A 15,837-nucleotide genomic window follows, 5' to 3' on the forward strand; every position below is an offset into this window, starting at 1 on the left:
AACAACTTATAACCTAAGCTATTTCAGACACTTACCAGTTTGGCCCGCTTTGTGCTTTCCCTGACCCAAGTGTTGGCTTGTGCCCGCACAGGAAACCATGGGGGAGGAAAGAAGGTATGACCGAAACCTTCTATGATGTGATGCGGCGTCAAGGCATCACCCGGCGCAGCTTTTTAAAATTCTGTTCACTGACAGCGGCAGCCTTGGGGCTGGGCCCGAGTTTTGCGCCCAAGATCGCCGAGGCGATGGAGACCAAGCCGCGCATACCGGTTCTCTGGCTGCATGGCCTGGAATGCACCTGCTGTTCGGAAAGCTTCATCCGCTCGGCCCATCCGCTGGCCAAAGACGTCATCTTGTCGATGATCTCGCTCGACTACGACGACACGATCATGGCCGCCGCCGGCCATCAGGCCGAGGCGATCATCGAAGAAACCATCCAGAAATACGACGGCAACTACATTCTGGCTTGCGAGGGCAATCCGCCGCTGAACCAGGAAGGCATGTCCTGCATCATTGCCGGCCGGCCGTATCTGGAACAGCTGCAGCATGCTGCGGCTCACTGCAAGGCAATCATTTCCTGGGGGTCCTGCGCCTCCTGGGGCTGTGTCCAGGCAGCGCGGCCGAACCCGACGCAGGCCGTGCCGATCCACAAAGCACCTGGCATCCCCATCGACAAGCCAATTATCAAGGTGCCCGGCTGCCCGCCGATTGCGGAAGTCATGACTGCGGTGATCACCTATCTGCTCACGTTCGAGCGGTTCCCGGAACTCGACCGGCAGGGTCGGCCGAAAATGTTCTACTCCCAACGCATTCACGACAAGTGTTACCGGCGGCCGCATTTTGACGCTGGTCAGTTCGTTGAGAGTTTCGACGATGAAGGCGCCAAGAAAGGCTACTGCCTCTACAAGGTCGGCTGCAAAGGTCCGACCACCTACAACGCCTGTTCAACCGTGCGCTGGAACGGCGGTCTCTCCTTCCCGATCCAATCCGGCCACCCGTGTTTCGGTTGTTCCGAAGACGGCTTCTGGGACAAAGGCAGCTTCTATGACCGGCTGACCGACATTCAGGGCTTCGGCATTGAAGCTAACGCCGACAAAATCGGCGGAACCGCCGCAGCTGTCGTCGGAGCCGCCGCTGCTGCTCATGCGGCCGCTAGCGCGGTCAAGCGCGCCCGCCAAAAGGGAGGAGATGAATAATGGCCACCATAACAACCCCCAACGGCTTTGATCTGGACACCTCCGGCAAGCGCGTTGTTGTCGATCCGGTCACCCGCATTGAAGGCCACATGCGCTGCGAGGTGAATGTTGACGAAGACAACATGATCCGCAATGCGGTCTCCACCGGCACCATGTGGCGCGGCCTGGAAGTCATCCTCAAGGGCCGCGACCCGCGCGATGCCTGGGCTTTCACCCAGCGGATATGCGGTGTGTGCACCGGCACCCATGCGCTGACCTCCGTACGTGCGGTGGAAGATGCGCTCAACATCGATATCCCGGAAAACGCCAACTCGATCCGCAACATCATGCAGCTGTCGCTGCAGGTGCATGATCACTTGGTGCATTTCTATCACCTGCATGCGCTCGACTGGGTCAATCCGGTCAATGCCTTGAAGGCTGATCCGAAAGCAACCTCCGCCTTGCAGCAACAGGTTTCACCACGCCATGCGAAATCTTCTCCAGGCTACTTCCGCGATATCCAGAACCGGCTGAAGAAGTTCGTTGAATCCGGCCAGCTTGGACCGTTCAAAAACGGTTATTGGACCAATCCAGCCTACAAGCTGCCGCCGGAAGCCGATCTGATGGCGGTCACTCACTATCTGGAAGCGCTTGATTTCCAGAAGGAGATCATGACCACCCGCACGATTTTTGGTGGCAAGGACACCCATCCGAACTGGCTGGTGGGCGGCGTTCCTTGTGCGATCAACATGGACGGTGACCAGTCGGCTGGCGCCCCAATCAATATGGACCGGCTGAACTATGTCTCCGGCGTCATCGACCGCACCATTGAGTTCGTTGAAAACGTCTACATTCCGGACCTGATTGCGATTGCCGGTTTCTACAAGGACTGGCTCTATGGCGGCGGCCTGTCCTCCCAGAGCCTCTTGTCCTATGGCGACATTCCGGACCGGGCCAACGATTATTCGGCAGCGAACCTGATGATGCCGCGCGGCGCGATCATCAACGGCAAGCTATCGGAAGTACACGAAGTCGATCTGCGCGACCCAGAGCAGGTTCAGGAATTTGTGCCCCACTCCTGGTACAAATACGCCGATGAAGCCAAGGGCCTGCATCCCTGGGATGGGGTGACAGAGCCCAACTACGCGCTTGGCCCGAATCTGGTCGGCACGTCCACCAACATCGTCAACATCGACGAGAACGCCAAGTACTCCTGGATCAAGGCGCCCCGCTGGCGCGGCCATGCCATGGAGGTCGGCCCGCTCGCCCGCTATGTCATCGGCTATATGCAGGGCCATGAGGAGATCAAGGACCAGGTCGACAAGACCCTGTCGGCGCTAAATGTGCCGATTGATGCTCTGTTCTCGACACTCGGGCGGACGGCGGCCCGCGGTCTTGAGGCCCAATGGGCGGCGCACAAGCAGCGCTACTTCATGGACAAGATGATCGCCAACATCAAAGCCGGCGATTCATCGACTGCCAATCAGGAAAAGTTTGATCCCTCAACCTGGCCCTCAGAGGTTAAGGGCGTCGGCTTTACCGAAGCCCCGCGCGGTGCACTGGCGCATTGGATCAAGATCAAGGACACCAAGATCGACAACTACCAATGCGTGGTGCCGACCACCTGGAACGGCAGTCCGCGGGACAATGACGGCAACATCGGTGCCTTCGAAGCCTCGCTCCTCAACACCAAGGTGGAACGCGCCGAAGAGCCGGTGGAAATCCTCAGAACCCTGCACAGCTTCGATCCCTGTCTTGCCTGCTCAACCCATGTGATGGGTCCGGACGGGGAAGAACTGGCCGAAATCAAAGTGCGCTAAAGCGGGAGGACGATCATGAAAATTCTGACCAAAACGGCCATCCTCGTCGGCGCGGCCACTCTCGCAGCCGGGCCTGCTATGGCGCACACGGGCAGTCAGCTGACCGCTTTGGGTGGGCTGCTGCATCCGATTGCAGGTGTTGACCATTTGCTAGCTCTCGTCGGGGTTGGCATTCTGGCTGCCCAGCGCCCATTGCAAACAAGCTGGACTCTACCGGCCGCATTCTTGGCTGCGGTCGCAGCAGGATCTCTCGCCGGATTCGCAGGTTTGACGACATCGATTGCGGAACCGGGCACATTGGTCTCGCTTGTGGTGTTCGGATTGCTGATTGCAGCAGGACGCGGGATTGGCTTGCCACTCACCCTTGGTGTGACTGCGCTCTTCGGGTTGGCCCATGGCACCGCTCACGGCATGGAAGCAGCCGGAGCATCAGCAGTCTATCTGACAGCTTTCCTAGCCAGCTGCGCCGCACTTCACGGCCTTGGATATGCCCTGGGGCGGAAGCTGGAAGCCGTCAGCCATGGCCGTCTGGCTGCGGGTCTTGCTGTTGGAGCAGGCGGCCTTGCTATGGCGCTCACCTAGGAGGCGGATATGAATGTAAATGTCAGCAATCCTTCCGCCGATCCAGCGGCGAACTCAATGGGTCCTTCGACCGCGCCCCACAAGGAAGAAGCCATCTACATCTACCAGGCGCCGGTCCGGATCTGGCACTGGGTCAACTTCTTCGCCATTCTGGCGCTTGGGATCACTGGATATCTAATTGGCTCCCCGCCACCGTCTGTCGGCGGAGAAGCCTATTTCAGTTACCTGTTCGGCTGGATCCGGTATCTGCATTTTGCAGCTGGTTATATCTTTGCCGTGGCCTTCCTGTTCCGGATCTACTGGGCGTTTGTCGGCAACAAACATGCCCGGCAGATCTTCCTGCCGCCAGTTTGGCGCGCCAGTTTCTGGACCGAGCTGCTCCACGAAGTGAAATGGTACGCCATGATCACCAAGGAGCCGATGAAATACGCGGGCCATAACCCGCTGGCGACCCTGACGATGCATGTCATGTTCGTTTGGTGCACCGTGTTCATGATCCTGACCGGTTTTGCGCTCTATGGCGAAGGCACTGGCATGGGCAGCTGGCAGTTCGAGTATTTCTCCAGCTGGATCATCCCACTTTTCGGCCAAAGCCAAGATGTGCATACCTGGCACCATGTCGGCCTCTGGGTGATCGTCTGTTTTGCCATCACCCACATCTATGCGGCCATCAGAGAAGACATCATGTCCCGGCAATCGATCATGTCATCGATGTTCTCCGGCTGGCGCACCTTCCGCGATGACAAACCGATCGCGGACGAATGACATGTTTGCCGCGTGTACAAGGCTCGCGGCCCCTCCCATCCCTTTCAGCGGGCGCTTGCGCCCGCTTCTTTTTTGCCTGCTTTCCAAGACAACATCCGAGCTGACAGTTCGCATGGAAAACTGCCATTTCCTATTCGCGCCCGCCCCTGACGCGCAATCTTTTTTCCAATAATCAAACATTATGGAAACTTATCTTCCACCTTCCTTTGAGCATCAAACTTAAAACACTGATAAATCCGCCACTTCTGCCAGTGCTGCGAATTGGCACAGCGATTGCTCCATAGAAAGGAAAGGACGCATACAGTTGCATACAACGCCAGCAGCCGATCCGGCGGCTTGGCGCGGGAGGAATACCATGGGAGAGGCAACTCCCGCCGTGCTGGTTCTCGGGATCGGGAACCTGCTCTGGGCGGACGAAGGGTTTGGCGTGCGCGCCGTTGAAATCCTGCACCAGCATTACAGTTTCAGTGACAACGTTAAAGTGATGGATGGCGGCACGCAGGGCGTTTATCTGGTCCAGCACATCCGCGACGCCGACATCCTGATCGTTTTTGATGCGGTCGACTACGGCCTTGCGCCCGGCACCTTGAAACTCGTTACCGGCGACGAAGTGCCGAAGTTTCTCGGCGCCAAGAAAATTTCCCTTCATCAAACCGGATTTCAGGAAGTGCTCGCCATGGCGGAAATGCTCGGCGACTACCCCAAACATCTCCTCTTGATCGGTGTGCAGCCTTTGGAACTGGAAGACTACGGCGGCAGCCTGCGCCCGGCTGTCAAAGCACAAATCGCCCCTGCCATTGATGCCGCCCTGACCTTTCTGGAAAAACACGGCGTCTTTGCAGAAATGCGCAGCGACCAGCTCGGCGAAGACGACACCATCGCCAGCCTGGAAATGACCCTTGGCCGTTATGAGGGCGGCCGGCCGGACGCCGTCGATGCCTACCGGCATGGAGACAGCCGGGTTCTTATCGGCGACGGCTGGTCGGGGCCGGACGACTTCGATGCCGAGGTCGCCGAGATGGTGTCGCGCACCGGGGAGCCGCGCTGATGTGCCTTGGCATCCCCATGCAGGTGATTTCGTCGGACTTTGGCTTTGCCCGCTGCCGTGCAGACGACGGCGAACATGACATCGATGTCCGTCTGGTTGGCCCTGTCGAACCCGGCACTTGGGTGTTGACGTTTCTGGGCGCGGCCCGCGACATTCTCGATGCGGAGACCGCCAGACGGACAGCCGACGCACTGGAAGCGCTCCGGCTGGTGGCGGACGGCCACACCGATGTCGACCATTTGTTTGAAGATCTGATCGCCCAGCGCACTTCGGCTGCCGAAGACGCTCAGGCCACGAAAGATAGGGAAGGAACCGGCAATGTTTTCGCCGCTGCTGACGTCCATCATTGACCGGGAAGGTCTCAAAGTCGTCGACGAGACCAGTCTGGACGAACGGGCCGAGCAGACCGTCTTGTCGATGGTGTTTTTTCCAGGTGATGCCAACCGGCTTTCCGAAAGCAACGATGTCGCCGTGATCCTGCCGGAGTTGGTCAAGGCCTTCGATGGCAATGTGACGGCCTTCGTCGTGGCCCGTAAAGCCGAACGGGAGCTGCAGCGCCGCTACCGCTTCAACAGTTTTCCAAGTCTCGTTTTCCTGCGCAAGGGCGACTACCTCGGCACCATTCAGGGCGTGCGCGATTGGGCCGACTATCTGTTGGAGATTTCCGAAATCCTGACGAAAGACCCGACAGACCCGCCGCCCTTCAAATTCCCGGAAGGTTGCGGTGTGGCGCCTCCGGCCCAAGCCCACTGACCTGGCTGTTAGGAGATAAGCACATGAGCAATCCTATCGACCCTTTCAGCCCGTCCCTCCTCGGGCCGCTTGTCGGCCCGGGGAGCCAACCCCAGGATGCCGATGGCGGCACCTTGGAATACATGCAAATGCCGGAAGGCATGATGACCTTCGCTGCGCCCGACCTACCGGAACCGGAAGAAACCACAGGTCTGGAAAACGGATTGGCGGTACTGGACCAGCTGCTTGAAAGCCTTGAAACCTTCACCACAACCGATGCACCGGCACGCCATGACCTCACGCATCTCGACCCAAAGAACCTGGATCTGGTCAATCAGGTTCTTGGCGAGGGAGAAGTCTCGGTGATTGGCGGCAGCCAAATTCAGGCCCAGGAAGCGGTTTTAGCCGGTGTTTGGCGAGTGCGGCGGTCGGCGGACGGTGATCAGCCGGGAGCCGACTATATTGAACCGGGTGTTTTTCCCTCAGAAATCCTGGAAACGGTTTTCAAGGGCGCCCAAGACCACGTGGTGATGCCAGAAAAAGCCGGGCCAAACATCTTCAACGCACCGCCCTTGATCCCTGAAATCAACGAGCATCTCGGTATTCCACGCAAGACCGGCGTGCCGCATGTGATCAACTTGTCGCTTCTGCCGCATACAGAAGAAGATCTTGCCTTTCTGACCGAGAGGCTTGGCCGAGGCAGCGTGACGATCCTATCGCGCGGATATGGCAACTGCCGGATCACCTCCACACAAACGGCCGACTCCTGGTGGGTGCAATATTACAATTCCCAGGACAGCCTGATCCTCAACACGATCGAAATCAGCCCGGTGCCCGACGTTGCTTGTGCGGCTTCAGAAGACATCTCCGATTCAGCAGAGCGTCTCGGCGAGATCCTGGAGGTCTACCGGTGAGTGAAGGCTTCTTTGGCGGATCTTATGGCGGTGACAACGGCAAGATTGGACCGGCGACACGGCTGGAATGCAAGATCTGCTGGCACGTCTACGATCCGGCGAAGGGCGATGACTATTGGCAAATCCCGCCCGGAACCCCGTTTGCCAGCCTGCCCGATCACTGGAGCTGCCCGGAGTGCGACGCGCACAAGGACGGCTTCATGGTGCTGGAGGACGCATAAATGCGGGATGCGGACGAGCTAACGGCCATTGTTGAGACCACCTTTTCCACCATCCAGCGGACGCGGATGGAAGGCGTACCGGTCTTGAACACGGCTTTGGCTGTCCGCCTTCTTGGGGTGCGCGCCTGGCAGGGTTTTCAGCTCGGAACGCTTTTGACGCCGTGGTTCATGAACCTCATTTTGGTGCCAAAAACGCCGGATGACGTTCTTCTGGCTTCTGGAACCAAGCGCACGTTTCGCTTCCCCGCAGGGTCCTTTGAATTTATTCGCGGCCACGAACCTGCCATCGACCCCTTTTGGATGTGTTCTCTGTTTTCGCCAGTGTTTGAGTTTTCTGATCAGGAAACAGCGGAAGCTTGCGGTCTGTCCGCGCTTGACGAACTCTTTGAAGCCGCTGAAGACCTAAGTGACACTGAGGCGGGCATGGCCGCAGTCTGGCGCGGAGATTTGTCCGAAGTTGCTGAGTTGGCTCAAAATGCCGAACATCCGGACGCTGTTAGCGCGGAAGATGTGCCAACTGATCACTCAAAAGAAGGCCTCTCATCTGAGACAGGTTCAAACGAAGCTGAAACTACCCCTGCCGGATTGAGTCGCCGTGGCTTGCTTACTGGCAATCGATCTGCCGAGGTTCGTCATGAGCCTTGAAGGACATTTGAACATTGTACTGCCACGTGACACCGATGCTCCTATTAGTATCGACTTAAAGGAACCGGCTGATATCACGAAGCTTTTGATCGGCCGCTCGCCAGAAGCAGCCAGTCTACTCATCCCTTCGCTGTTTAGCCTGTGCGGAACAGCCCATGCCGCAGCCGCTATACAAGCGGCAGAAACGGCTAAAGGAATCGAACCCGACCTAGCGACACATCAGATACGAAACTGCTTGGTCTTGATGGAACGGGCACGCGAGCATCTTTTGCGGATTAGCCTCGTCTGGCAAAAAATTGTTGGAGCAGAACCGGATACGGAAACGGCACAGGCCGCGCTGAAATTGCTGCCGGCGTTCCGTCAGGCGATAGACCAAAACGGGTGTGCGTTTTCTGAGCCGCTGAGCAACTGGCGGGCCTCCGATGACGGCAGCGCGCTGATAGCCTGCCTCATCAGCCTGATAGAAAACCGGATCCTCGGCGAGACGATCCCTATCTGGCTAGACAGGCACGACGGCAGCGCGCTGGCTGGCTGGACAGAGCAAATTCCGACAGGCGCTGCCCGGTTTTTGGGATCTGTGCTCAGGCGCAACCACGATGAACCGGCACCGGACCGCCCGCTCTTCCTTTCCGAAAGCGGTCTCACGGAGCCTCTGGAGACGGTGAAAGAAGTTCCAGAGACCTCTTCATATGAGCGTCGCCGGTCTCATCCCATTCTCACACAACGAGGAATGCCAACCCTCGCCGACCGGTATCTCGCCCGATTGATCGATTTGGCGGAAACGGCACAGGAGCTCTACCAGGTATTTCTGGAGGTCGATGCGCCGGTTGCAAAGACGGGTAACACGACAAAGCCTGGTGTCGGATTTGCAGAAACGGCGCGCGGTCGTTTGACTCATGTCGTGGACCTTCAAGACGGCAAGGTGGCAAACTACAAAATCATATCGCCGACCCGGTGGAATTTTGCCTCGCGTGGTGTTGCAACACGCTATCTCGATGCAATCCCTGAGGGGCCAGATTGCGCACGTGTTAAACATGCGGATCTGGTTGTCGGTGCCATTGATCCCTGTGTTGCCTATGAGGTGAGGATCCACTGATGCATGAGATGTCGCTGTGTGAAAGCATCCTCGGGATCTTGCAGGACCAGGCGGTGAGCCAGAAGTTCTCAAAGGTGGACCGGGTCTGCCTGGAGGTTGGGCCGCTGTCTGGCGTGGAAACCGAAGCTCTGCGTTTCGGCTTTGATGTGGTCACGCGCGGCAGCCTGGCGGCCGGGGCTAAGCTCGACATTATTGAACCGCAGGCGGCCGCCTGGTGTCTGCCCTGCGAAAAAACAGTTTCCATCAACGAACGCTTTGATCCCTGTCCCGAGTGCGGCTCGCATCAATTGCAAGTCACCAGCGGCGAAGAATTGCGGATCAAGGAACTGGAGGTGTCCTGATGTGTACAGTGTGCGGATGCGGAGACGGCGAGACCCGGATTGAAGGCGTTGATGCCAAGGATCACGGGCATCCCGACAGTCATTCCCATGACGGACATCATCACGCCCATGACCACAATCATCATTACGGCAAAGGCGAAGCAGGGGCGTCGGTTCCGGGAATGAGCCAGTCACGGATGATCCAGCTGGAGCAGGACATCCTGTCGAAAAACAACGGCTATGCCGACGCCAACCGGCGGTATTTGTCCGAGCGCGGAATTTTTGCCCTCAACCTTGTGTCTAGCCCGGGCTCCGGCAAGACAACCCTATTGGTGGAGACCTTGAAAACCCTGGCCGGAACCCGGCAGTGTTATGTCATTGAGGGCGACCAGCAAACGGCCAATGACGCCGACCGAATCCGGGAGACCGGCGTTCCCGCGCTTCAGATCAACACGGGCAAAGGCTGCCATCTTGATGGACATATGGTCGGCCATGCTCTGGAAAAGCTCGCCCCGCAGGACGGTAGCTGCGTTTTCATCGAAAACGTCGGCAATCTCGTCTGCCCCGCCGCCTTTGATCTTGGCGAAGCCCACAAGGTGGCGATCCTGTCGGTGACGGAAGGCGAGGACAAACCGCTGAAATACCCCGACATGTTCGCCGCCGCGGATCTGATGCTTTTGAACAAGGTCGATCTGCTGCCCTATCTCGACTTCGATGTTGAGGCGGCAACGGAAAACGCCCGCAAAATCAACCCGCGCATCAAGGTGCTGACAGTGTCCGCCAAGACCGGCGAAGGCCTCGACGGCTGGATCAGTTGGATAAACGCGGCCCGCGCCATGCAGCTCGCCGGTAATCCGGCCCTCAATGCAGCGGAATAGGAGAGACAAATGTGCCTGGCGATCCCAGCAAAGGTGGCTGAACTCTCCGGTGACGACATGGCCGTCGTTGCCCTGGAAGGCGTCAAAAAGAAAATCTCGACCGCGCTCGTCGAAGATTTGGAAGTCGGCGATTACGTGCTGGTTCACGTCGGCTACGCGCTTCACAAGGTCAGCCCGGAGGAAGCGGCCCGCACGTTGAAGATGATGGCCGCAGCCGGTGTACTGCAGGAAGAGCTGGAAGAGATCACGGGAGGTTCCCAGTGAAATATGTAGCTGAATACCGCGACAAGGAACTCGCCAAATCGGTTGCTTCTGCAATCCAACGTGAAGCCAAGCCAGACCGCACCTACAACATCATGGAGTTCTGCGGCGGGCACACACATGCAATTTTCCGCTATGGCGTGCAAAACCTGATGCCGGAGAATGTCCACTTCGTGCATGGCCCCGGCTGTCCGGTCTGTGTTTTGCCGGTCCGGCGCCTGGACGATGCGGTGGAGATCGCCGAACGCCACAATGTGATCCTATGCACCTATGGCGACATGATGCGCGTTCCTGGCACCAAACAGCGCAGCCTGATCCGGGCGAAGGCAGACGGCGCCGATATCCGCATGGTCTATTCCACACTGGATGCGCTGAAGATCGCGCGCGACAATCCGGAGCGCGAGGTTGTCTTTTTCGCCATCGGCTTTGAAACGACAACCCCGCCGACTGCGGTTGCGATCAAACAGGCGCAAAAGGAAGGCCTCAAGAATTTCTCCGTCTTCTGCAATCACGTTCTGACGCCGTCTGCCATCGGCCACATCCTGCAATCGCCGGAAGTCCGGGACCTCGGCACCGTGCAGATTGACGGTTTTCTGGGCCCTTCCCATGTCAGTTCTGTCATCGGCTCCGAGCCTTATGAGTATTTCGCCGAAGAGTTTCAGAAACCGGTCGTGATCGCCGGATTCGAACCGCTTGATGTCATGCAGTCGACCTTGATGCTGATCCGTCAGATCAACGAGGGGCGCCATGAGGTCGAGAACGAATACACCCGCGTGGTAACGGCAGAGGGGAACCTCAAGGCCCAGGCCTTGGTGTCCGACATCTTCGAACTGTGCACCAGCTTTGAATGGCGTGGTCTTGGCACGGTGCCCTATAGCGCCCTGCAAATCCGTGAGGACTATGCAGATTTCGACGCAGAACGCCGGTTTGAGGTTTCGCCCAAACAGTCCCGTGAAGTGAAATCCTGCGAGTGCCCGGCAATCTTGCGCGGGGTCAAAAAACCGACCGACTGCAAGCTCTTCGGCACGGTCTGTACCCCCGACAATCCGATGGGCTCCTGCATGGTGTCTTCGGAAGGCGCTTGTGCGGCCTATTGGACCTATGGCCGCTATCGTGAGAAAGCTGTCCGCCCGCAGAAGGAGGCAGCGGCATGAACGCCATCGACACCACTTTTTCGCGGCGGAAAGGCACGATCGACATGGCCCATGGCGGCGGCGGCCGCGCCATGACCGAGCTGATTTCCGGTCTGTTTCAAAAACATCTTGGCAACCCGATCCTGGCGCAGGGAAACGATGCAGCCCTGCTGGAAGCACCACAGGGAAGATTGGTGATGTCGACGGATGGCCATGTGATCTCGCCGATCTTCTTTCCGGGCGGCGACATCGGCTCGCTCAGCGTCCACGGCACTTTGAACGATGTCGCCATGGCCGGGGCAAAACCGCTTTACCTCACAGCCGGGTTCATCCTGGAGGAAGGCTATCCGCTGGCGGATCTGGAACGGATTGTCGTCTCCATGGCCCACGCTGCGCGGGAAGCGGGTGTTCCTATCGTGACCGGTGACACCAAGGTGGTCGAAAAGGGCAAGGGCGATGGTGTCTTTATCACCACGACCGGCTTGGGCGTGGTGCCGGAGGGCGTTCATGTCTCCGTTGAGCGGGCCAGGCCCGGCCAGGCCATTCTTCTGTCCGGAAGCATTGGCGACCATGGCGTTGCGATCCTATCAAAACGCGAGAATCTGGAATTCGAGACCGAAATCCGTTCAGACAGCGCCGCTCTGCACACACTGGTGGCTGATATGGTGGCCACGGCACCCGGCATTGCGGTCTTGAGAGATCCGACCCGGGGCGGTTTGGCTGCAACCTTGAACGAAATCGCCCGTGCCGCAAAAGTCGGCATGCATCTGGATGAGACGGCCATCCCGGTCAAACCGGATGTGGCCGCGGCCTGCGAGCTGCTGGGCCTTGATCCGCTTTATGTCGCAAATGAAGGAAAACTGATCTGCTTGTGCGAGCCGGACGATGCCGAACCACTTCTGGCGGCCATGAAAGCCCATCCGCTCGGCAAGGACGCCGCACGGATCGGCACCCTCACCAAGGACGATGCCCATCTGGTTGAGATGGAAACCGGTATCGGCGGTCTGCGGGTTGTCGACTGGCTCTCCGGCGAACAGCTTCCGAGGATCTGCTGAGCCATGCGCATTCTGCTTCTCTGTCATGGCTTCAACTCCCTCACCCAACGCCTTCATTGCGACCTGCGCGCAGCCGGGCATGAGGTGTCGGTAGAGTTTGACGTCAATGATGCCGTGACCGCAGAAGCCGTCAGCTTGTTTCAGCCCGATCTCATTCTGGCGCCTTTCCTGAAACGGGCGATCCCGGCAGAGATCTTTGAAAAAACACTGTGCCTGATTGTGCATCCCGGCCCTGTTGGCGACCGTGGGCCCAGCGCGCTCGATTGGGCAGTCCTTGAGGACGAGAACGAATGGGGCGTGACCGTTTTACAGGCAGTCAAAGACCTGGATGCCGGGCCAATCTGGGCACATCGGAGTTTCCCGCTTCGAAAAGCCACCAAGTCGAGCCTTTACAGACACGAAGTCACCGATGCGGCCGCTTCAGCCGTGTTTGAAGCCTTGGAGAAGCTAGAAGCTGGCGTCCAGCCTGAGCCTCTGGATCCGGCGTGTTCCCGCTGGCGGCCGACGCTCAAACAAAGCGAACGGGCCATCAACTGGGAAACCGACACAACGGCAACCGTCTTGCAAAAGATCCGCTCAGCAGACGGCATGCCGGGTCTTTTGGACAATCTTTTCGATGAACCCGTGCGCCTGTTCGATGCACGGCCGTTTGACGGGCCCATTCCCAGCTCCCTCACACCCGGCACACCCTTCGCTCGTTCCGGCCCAGCGCTCGCGCTGAAGACAACTGATGGTGCGCTCTGGATTGGGCACGGCAAGAAGACCTCAGAAAAATCGATCAAACTGCCGATGACGCAAATCTTTGAAGACGAATGCGTGGATCTTCCAGAGCTTGCAGATGGCTACAAGGACATCCTCTTTGAGATCGAAAACGGCGTCGGTTATCTGCATTTTGATTTTTACAATGGCGCAATGGGGACAGAGGCTTGCCGCCGTTTGAAAGCCGCTTTTGAGAAGGCGGCTGCAAGCCCGGCCAAAGTGCTGGTACTTATGGGCGGCCCGGATCATTGGTCGAACGGCCTCAATCTCAATCTGATCGAGGCAGCCCGGAGCCCGGCAGAAGAAAGCTGGCAGAATATTCGGGCAATCGATGATTTGGCTGAAGCCGTAATCCGGACAACGGGCAAGTGGATCATTTCCGGCCTGCGCGGCAATGCAGGTGCAGGCGGGGTCTTTCTGGCACGCGCGGCCGACGCAGTCTGGGTCCGGCCGCAAACGATCCTCAATCCGCATTACAAGGATATGGGCAATCTCTATGGGTCGGAATACTGGACCTACCTCCTGCCGAAATATGCCGGACCGGACAACGCTGCCCGCATCAGTGAGGCCCGCCTGCCCATGGGTGCAGAAGAAGCGCTCTCCCTTGGCCTCGCCGACCAGGTTCTAAGGGCGGACCAGAAAAGTTTTGAGGCCGAAATCCGTGAAAGGGCCAGCGCACTTGCAAAGACAGATCTCACAGATCGTCTTCAGCAAAAAGCAGAAACGCGGCAACGGGACGAGGCTGTCAAACCGCTGGAAGCCTACCGAGCCGCTGAACTTGCCAAAATGCGTAAGAACTTCTTTGGATTCGATCCGAGCTATCACGTCGCCCGGTATAATTTTGTCCGCAAGGTGGTGAAGTCGCGCACGCCCCGCTCCCTTGCCCACCACCGTTCTGCCACGCCTGGCCCACCAGCAACAAGAAGGGTTTTGTCATGACCGACCTCCCGACAATTCTGGTGATTGATGACGAAATCCGCGCGCTGGAATCCATTTCGCGCATCCTGGATGAAGATTTCGATGTGAACACCGCCTCAACGGTCGGCGAGGCAACAAAAATCCTTGAGGACGAATGGGTTCAGATCGTTCTGTGTGATCAGCGCATGCCCGAACAGACGGGTGTGGAGTTCTTGAAAACCGTGCGCCAGCGCTGGCCCGATGCCATCCGGATGATCATTTCCGGATATACGGATGCCCATGACATCATCGACGGGGTCAACGAAGCTGGCATCTATCAGTACATCACCAAGCCGTGGCATCCCGAAAACCTGATCCTAACGCTGAAAAACGCCTGCAAGCTCTATACCCTCCAGCGGGAGAACGAGCTGCTGGCCGTGGAATTGAAGATGTCACCCTCGGGAGCCTCAAAGAAGGTCACCAGGGACAAGGAACGCCTCCGCCAGGATTACGATTTCGACGACGGCATCATCCGCAGCGCCGGTAGCCCGATGGATGAGGTCTGCAAGACCTTACGCCAAGTTGCACCCTACGACGTGCCGGTGCTCCTGTCCGGTTCTTCCGGCACGGGCAAGGAATTGGCCGCCCGCGCGCTGCATTACGGTTCGCTGCGCTGGAACAAACCGTTTGTCGTCGAAAACTGCGGCGCTCTGCCGGACGAACTTCTGGAAAGCGAGCTTTTCGGCCACAAGCGCGGTGCCTTTACCGGTGCAGTTGAAGATCATACAGGCCTGTTTGAACGTGCGGATGGCGGCACGGTATTTCTCGATGAGATCGGCGAGGTCTCTCCTGCCTTCCAGGTCAAATTGCTCAGAACGCTTCAGGAAGGCGAGATCCGACCGGTTGGTAGCGCCAAGACCCGCAAGATCGATGTCCGGGTGATTGCTGCGACCAACAAGAACCTGGAAGACGAAGTCCGGGCCGGGCGTTTCCGGGCTGACCTTTATTACCGGCTTGCCGGGATCGTTGTCCGCTTGCCTGACTTGAAGAACCGCCCAGGTGATATTCCGGTGCTTGCACACGCCCTCCTTGATCGGGCAATGTCCCAGCTTGGAAAGACCGTTTCGGGACTGTCAGAGGAGGCGATAGATTGCATGCAGGCCTATGGCTGGCCGGGCAACGTCCGGGAAATGCAGAACGAAATTCAGCAGATGCTGGTGATGGGGGATGAGGACAGCGAATTGGGCGCCGACTTGTTGTCACGGCATATCCTGCAAGCCGATCCAGTTGGCAGCGATGAACCGGATATGCTGCCCGGTCTGATCTCTCTGGAAGGGTCCTTGAAAGACCGCATCGGGGAATTGGAAGCCCGGATCATCAAGGAAACCTTGATCCGTCACCGCTGGAACAAATCTAAAGCTGCCCGCGAACTTGGGCTTTCCAGAGTTGGACTGCGCGGTAAACTGGAGCGTTACGGGCTGGAGAACGTCAAAGCCCTGCCCGAAAAGCGCAAGAGCGCTGCCACAACGGGATAAA

18 protein-coding genes are annotated in these 15,837 nt (G+C 58.2%); all 18 read left to right on the top strand.

The genetic code is table 11. The features are described from left to right. Positions 1-116: 116 nt before the first annotated feature. Positions 117-1,196 carry a hydrogenase small subunit gene (locus tag ACOOFE_RS19135; protein ID WP_420411535.1) on the top strand — a complete coding sequence of 360 codons (1,080 nt, stop codon included), beginning with the start codon at positions 117-119 and terminating at the stop codon, positions 1,194-1,196. Then, a complete protein-coding gene (locus ACOOFE_RS19140; RefSeq protein ID WP_420411536.1) occupies positions 1,196-2,995 on the top strand; it encodes a nickel-dependent hydrogenase large subunit in 1,800 nt (599 codons plus the stop codon). The genes ACOOFE_RS19135 and ACOOFE_RS19140 overlap by 1 nt, the downstream gene beginning before the upstream one ends. Before the next feature lie 15 nt (positions 2,996-3,010). Then, entirely contained in the window at positions 3,011-3,577 is a 567-nt protein-coding gene (locus tag ACOOFE_RS19145; protein ID WP_420411537.1) for a HupE/UreJ family protein, read from the top strand. Positions 3,578-3,586: 9 nt separating this feature from the next. Continuing rightward, positions 3,587-4,342 (top strand): Ni/Fe-hydrogenase, b-type cytochrome subunit, encoded by a 756-nt coding sequence (cybH, locus tag ACOOFE_RS19150; protein ID WP_420411538.1) that lies wholly within the window; start codon positions 3,587-3,589, stop codon positions 4,340-4,342. A gap of 355 nt (positions 4,343-4,697) precedes the next feature. Next, positions 4,698-5,390 (top strand): HyaD/HybD family hydrogenase maturation endopeptidase, encoded by a 693-nt coding sequence (locus ACOOFE_RS19155; RefSeq protein ID WP_420411539.1) that lies wholly within the window; start codon positions 4,698-4,700, stop codon positions 5,388-5,390. Then, entirely contained in the window at positions 5,390-5,740 is a 351-nt protein-coding gene (locus ACOOFE_RS19160; RefSeq protein ID WP_420411540.1) for a HypC/HybG/HupF family hydrogenase formation chaperone, read from the top strand. The genes ACOOFE_RS19155 and ACOOFE_RS19160 overlap by 1 nt, the downstream gene beginning before the upstream one ends. Then, the gene (locus tag ACOOFE_RS19165; protein ID WP_420411541.1) at positions 5,709-6,143 is read left to right on the top strand and encodes a hydrogenase-1 expression HyaE; all 435 of its coding nucleotides are present in this window, start codon (positions 5,709-5,711) and stop codon (positions 6,141-6,143) included. The genes ACOOFE_RS19160 and ACOOFE_RS19165 overlap by 32 nt, the downstream gene beginning before the upstream one ends. A 23-nt stretch (positions 6,144-6,166) precedes the next feature. Continuing rightward, on the top strand, positions 6,167-7,036 hold the full coding sequence (locus tag ACOOFE_RS19170) for a hydrogenase expression/formation protein (protein WP_420411542.1): 870 nt from the start codon (positions 6,167-6,169) through the stop codon (positions 7,034-7,036). Then, positions 7,033-7,257 carry a rubredoxin gene (locus ACOOFE_RS19175; RefSeq protein WP_420411543.1) on the top strand — a complete coding sequence of 75 codons (225 nt, stop codon included), beginning with the start codon at positions 7,033-7,035 and terminating at the stop codon, positions 7,255-7,257. Before ACOOFE_RS19170 ends, ACOOFE_RS19175 begins: the two co-directional genes overlap by 4 nt. After that, a complete protein-coding gene (hybE, locus tag ACOOFE_RS19180; protein WP_420411544.1) occupies positions 7,258-7,902 on the top strand; it encodes a [NiFe]-hydrogenase assembly chaperone HybE in 645 nt (214 codons plus the stop codon). After that, entirely contained in the window at positions 7,892-8,998 is a 1,107-nt protein-coding gene (locus tag ACOOFE_RS19185; protein WP_420411545.1) for a nickel-dependent hydrogenase large subunit, read from the top strand. Before hybE ends, ACOOFE_RS19185 begins: the two co-directional genes overlap by 11 nt. Continuing rightward, positions 8,998-9,339 (top strand): hydrogenase maturation nickel metallochaperone HypA, encoded by a 342-nt coding sequence (gene hypA, locus ACOOFE_RS19190; RefSeq protein WP_420411546.1) that lies wholly within the window; start codon positions 8,998-9,000, stop codon positions 9,337-9,339. The genes ACOOFE_RS19185 and hypA overlap by 1 nt, the downstream gene beginning before the upstream one ends. Continuing rightward, entirely contained in the window at positions 9,339-10,196 is an 858-nt protein-coding gene (hypB, locus tag ACOOFE_RS19195; RefSeq protein WP_420411547.1) for a hydrogenase nickel incorporation protein HypB, read from the top strand. Before hypA ends, hypB begins: the two co-directional genes overlap by 1 nt. Before the next feature lie 9 nt (positions 10,197-10,205). After that, positions 10,206-10,460: a HypC/HybG/HupF family hydrogenase formation chaperone gene (locus tag ACOOFE_RS19200; protein ID WP_420411548.1), complete on the top strand. Its 255-nt coding sequence runs from the start codon at positions 10,206-10,208 to the stop codon at positions 10,458-10,460. Next, positions 10,457-11,611 carry a hydrogenase formation protein HypD gene (gene hypD / locus ACOOFE_RS19205; protein WP_420411549.1) on the top strand — a complete coding sequence of 385 codons (1,155 nt, stop codon included), beginning with the start codon at positions 10,457-10,459 and terminating at the stop codon, positions 11,609-11,611. The genes ACOOFE_RS19200 and hypD overlap by 4 nt, the downstream gene beginning before the upstream one ends. Further along, entirely contained in the window at positions 11,608-12,645 is a 1,038-nt protein-coding gene (gene hypE, locus ACOOFE_RS19210; RefSeq protein ID WP_420411550.1) for a hydrogenase expression/formation protein HypE, read from the top strand. The genes hypD and hypE overlap by 4 nt, the downstream gene beginning before the upstream one ends. A gap of 3 nt (positions 12,646-12,648) precedes the next feature. Then, positions 12,649-14,343 carry an enoyl-CoA hydratase-related protein gene (locus tag ACOOFE_RS19215; protein ID WP_420411551.1) on the top strand — a complete coding sequence of 565 codons (1,695 nt, stop codon included), beginning with the start codon at positions 12,649-12,651 and terminating at the stop codon, positions 14,341-14,343. Beyond that, positions 14,340-15,836, top strand: a complete 1,497-nt coding sequence (locus tag ACOOFE_RS19220; protein WP_420411552.1) for a sigma-54-dependent transcriptional regulator — start codon at positions 14,340-14,342, stop codon at positions 15,834-15,836. The genes ACOOFE_RS19215 and ACOOFE_RS19220 overlap by 4 nt, the downstream gene beginning before the upstream one ends. The last annotated feature ends 1 nt before the right edge of the window (position 15,837 follow it).

The sequence above is a fragment of the Roseibium sp. genome (assembly GCF_965216085.1).
Lineage (GTDB): Bacteria > Pseudomonadota > Alphaproteobacteria > Rhizobiales > Stappiaceae > Roseibium.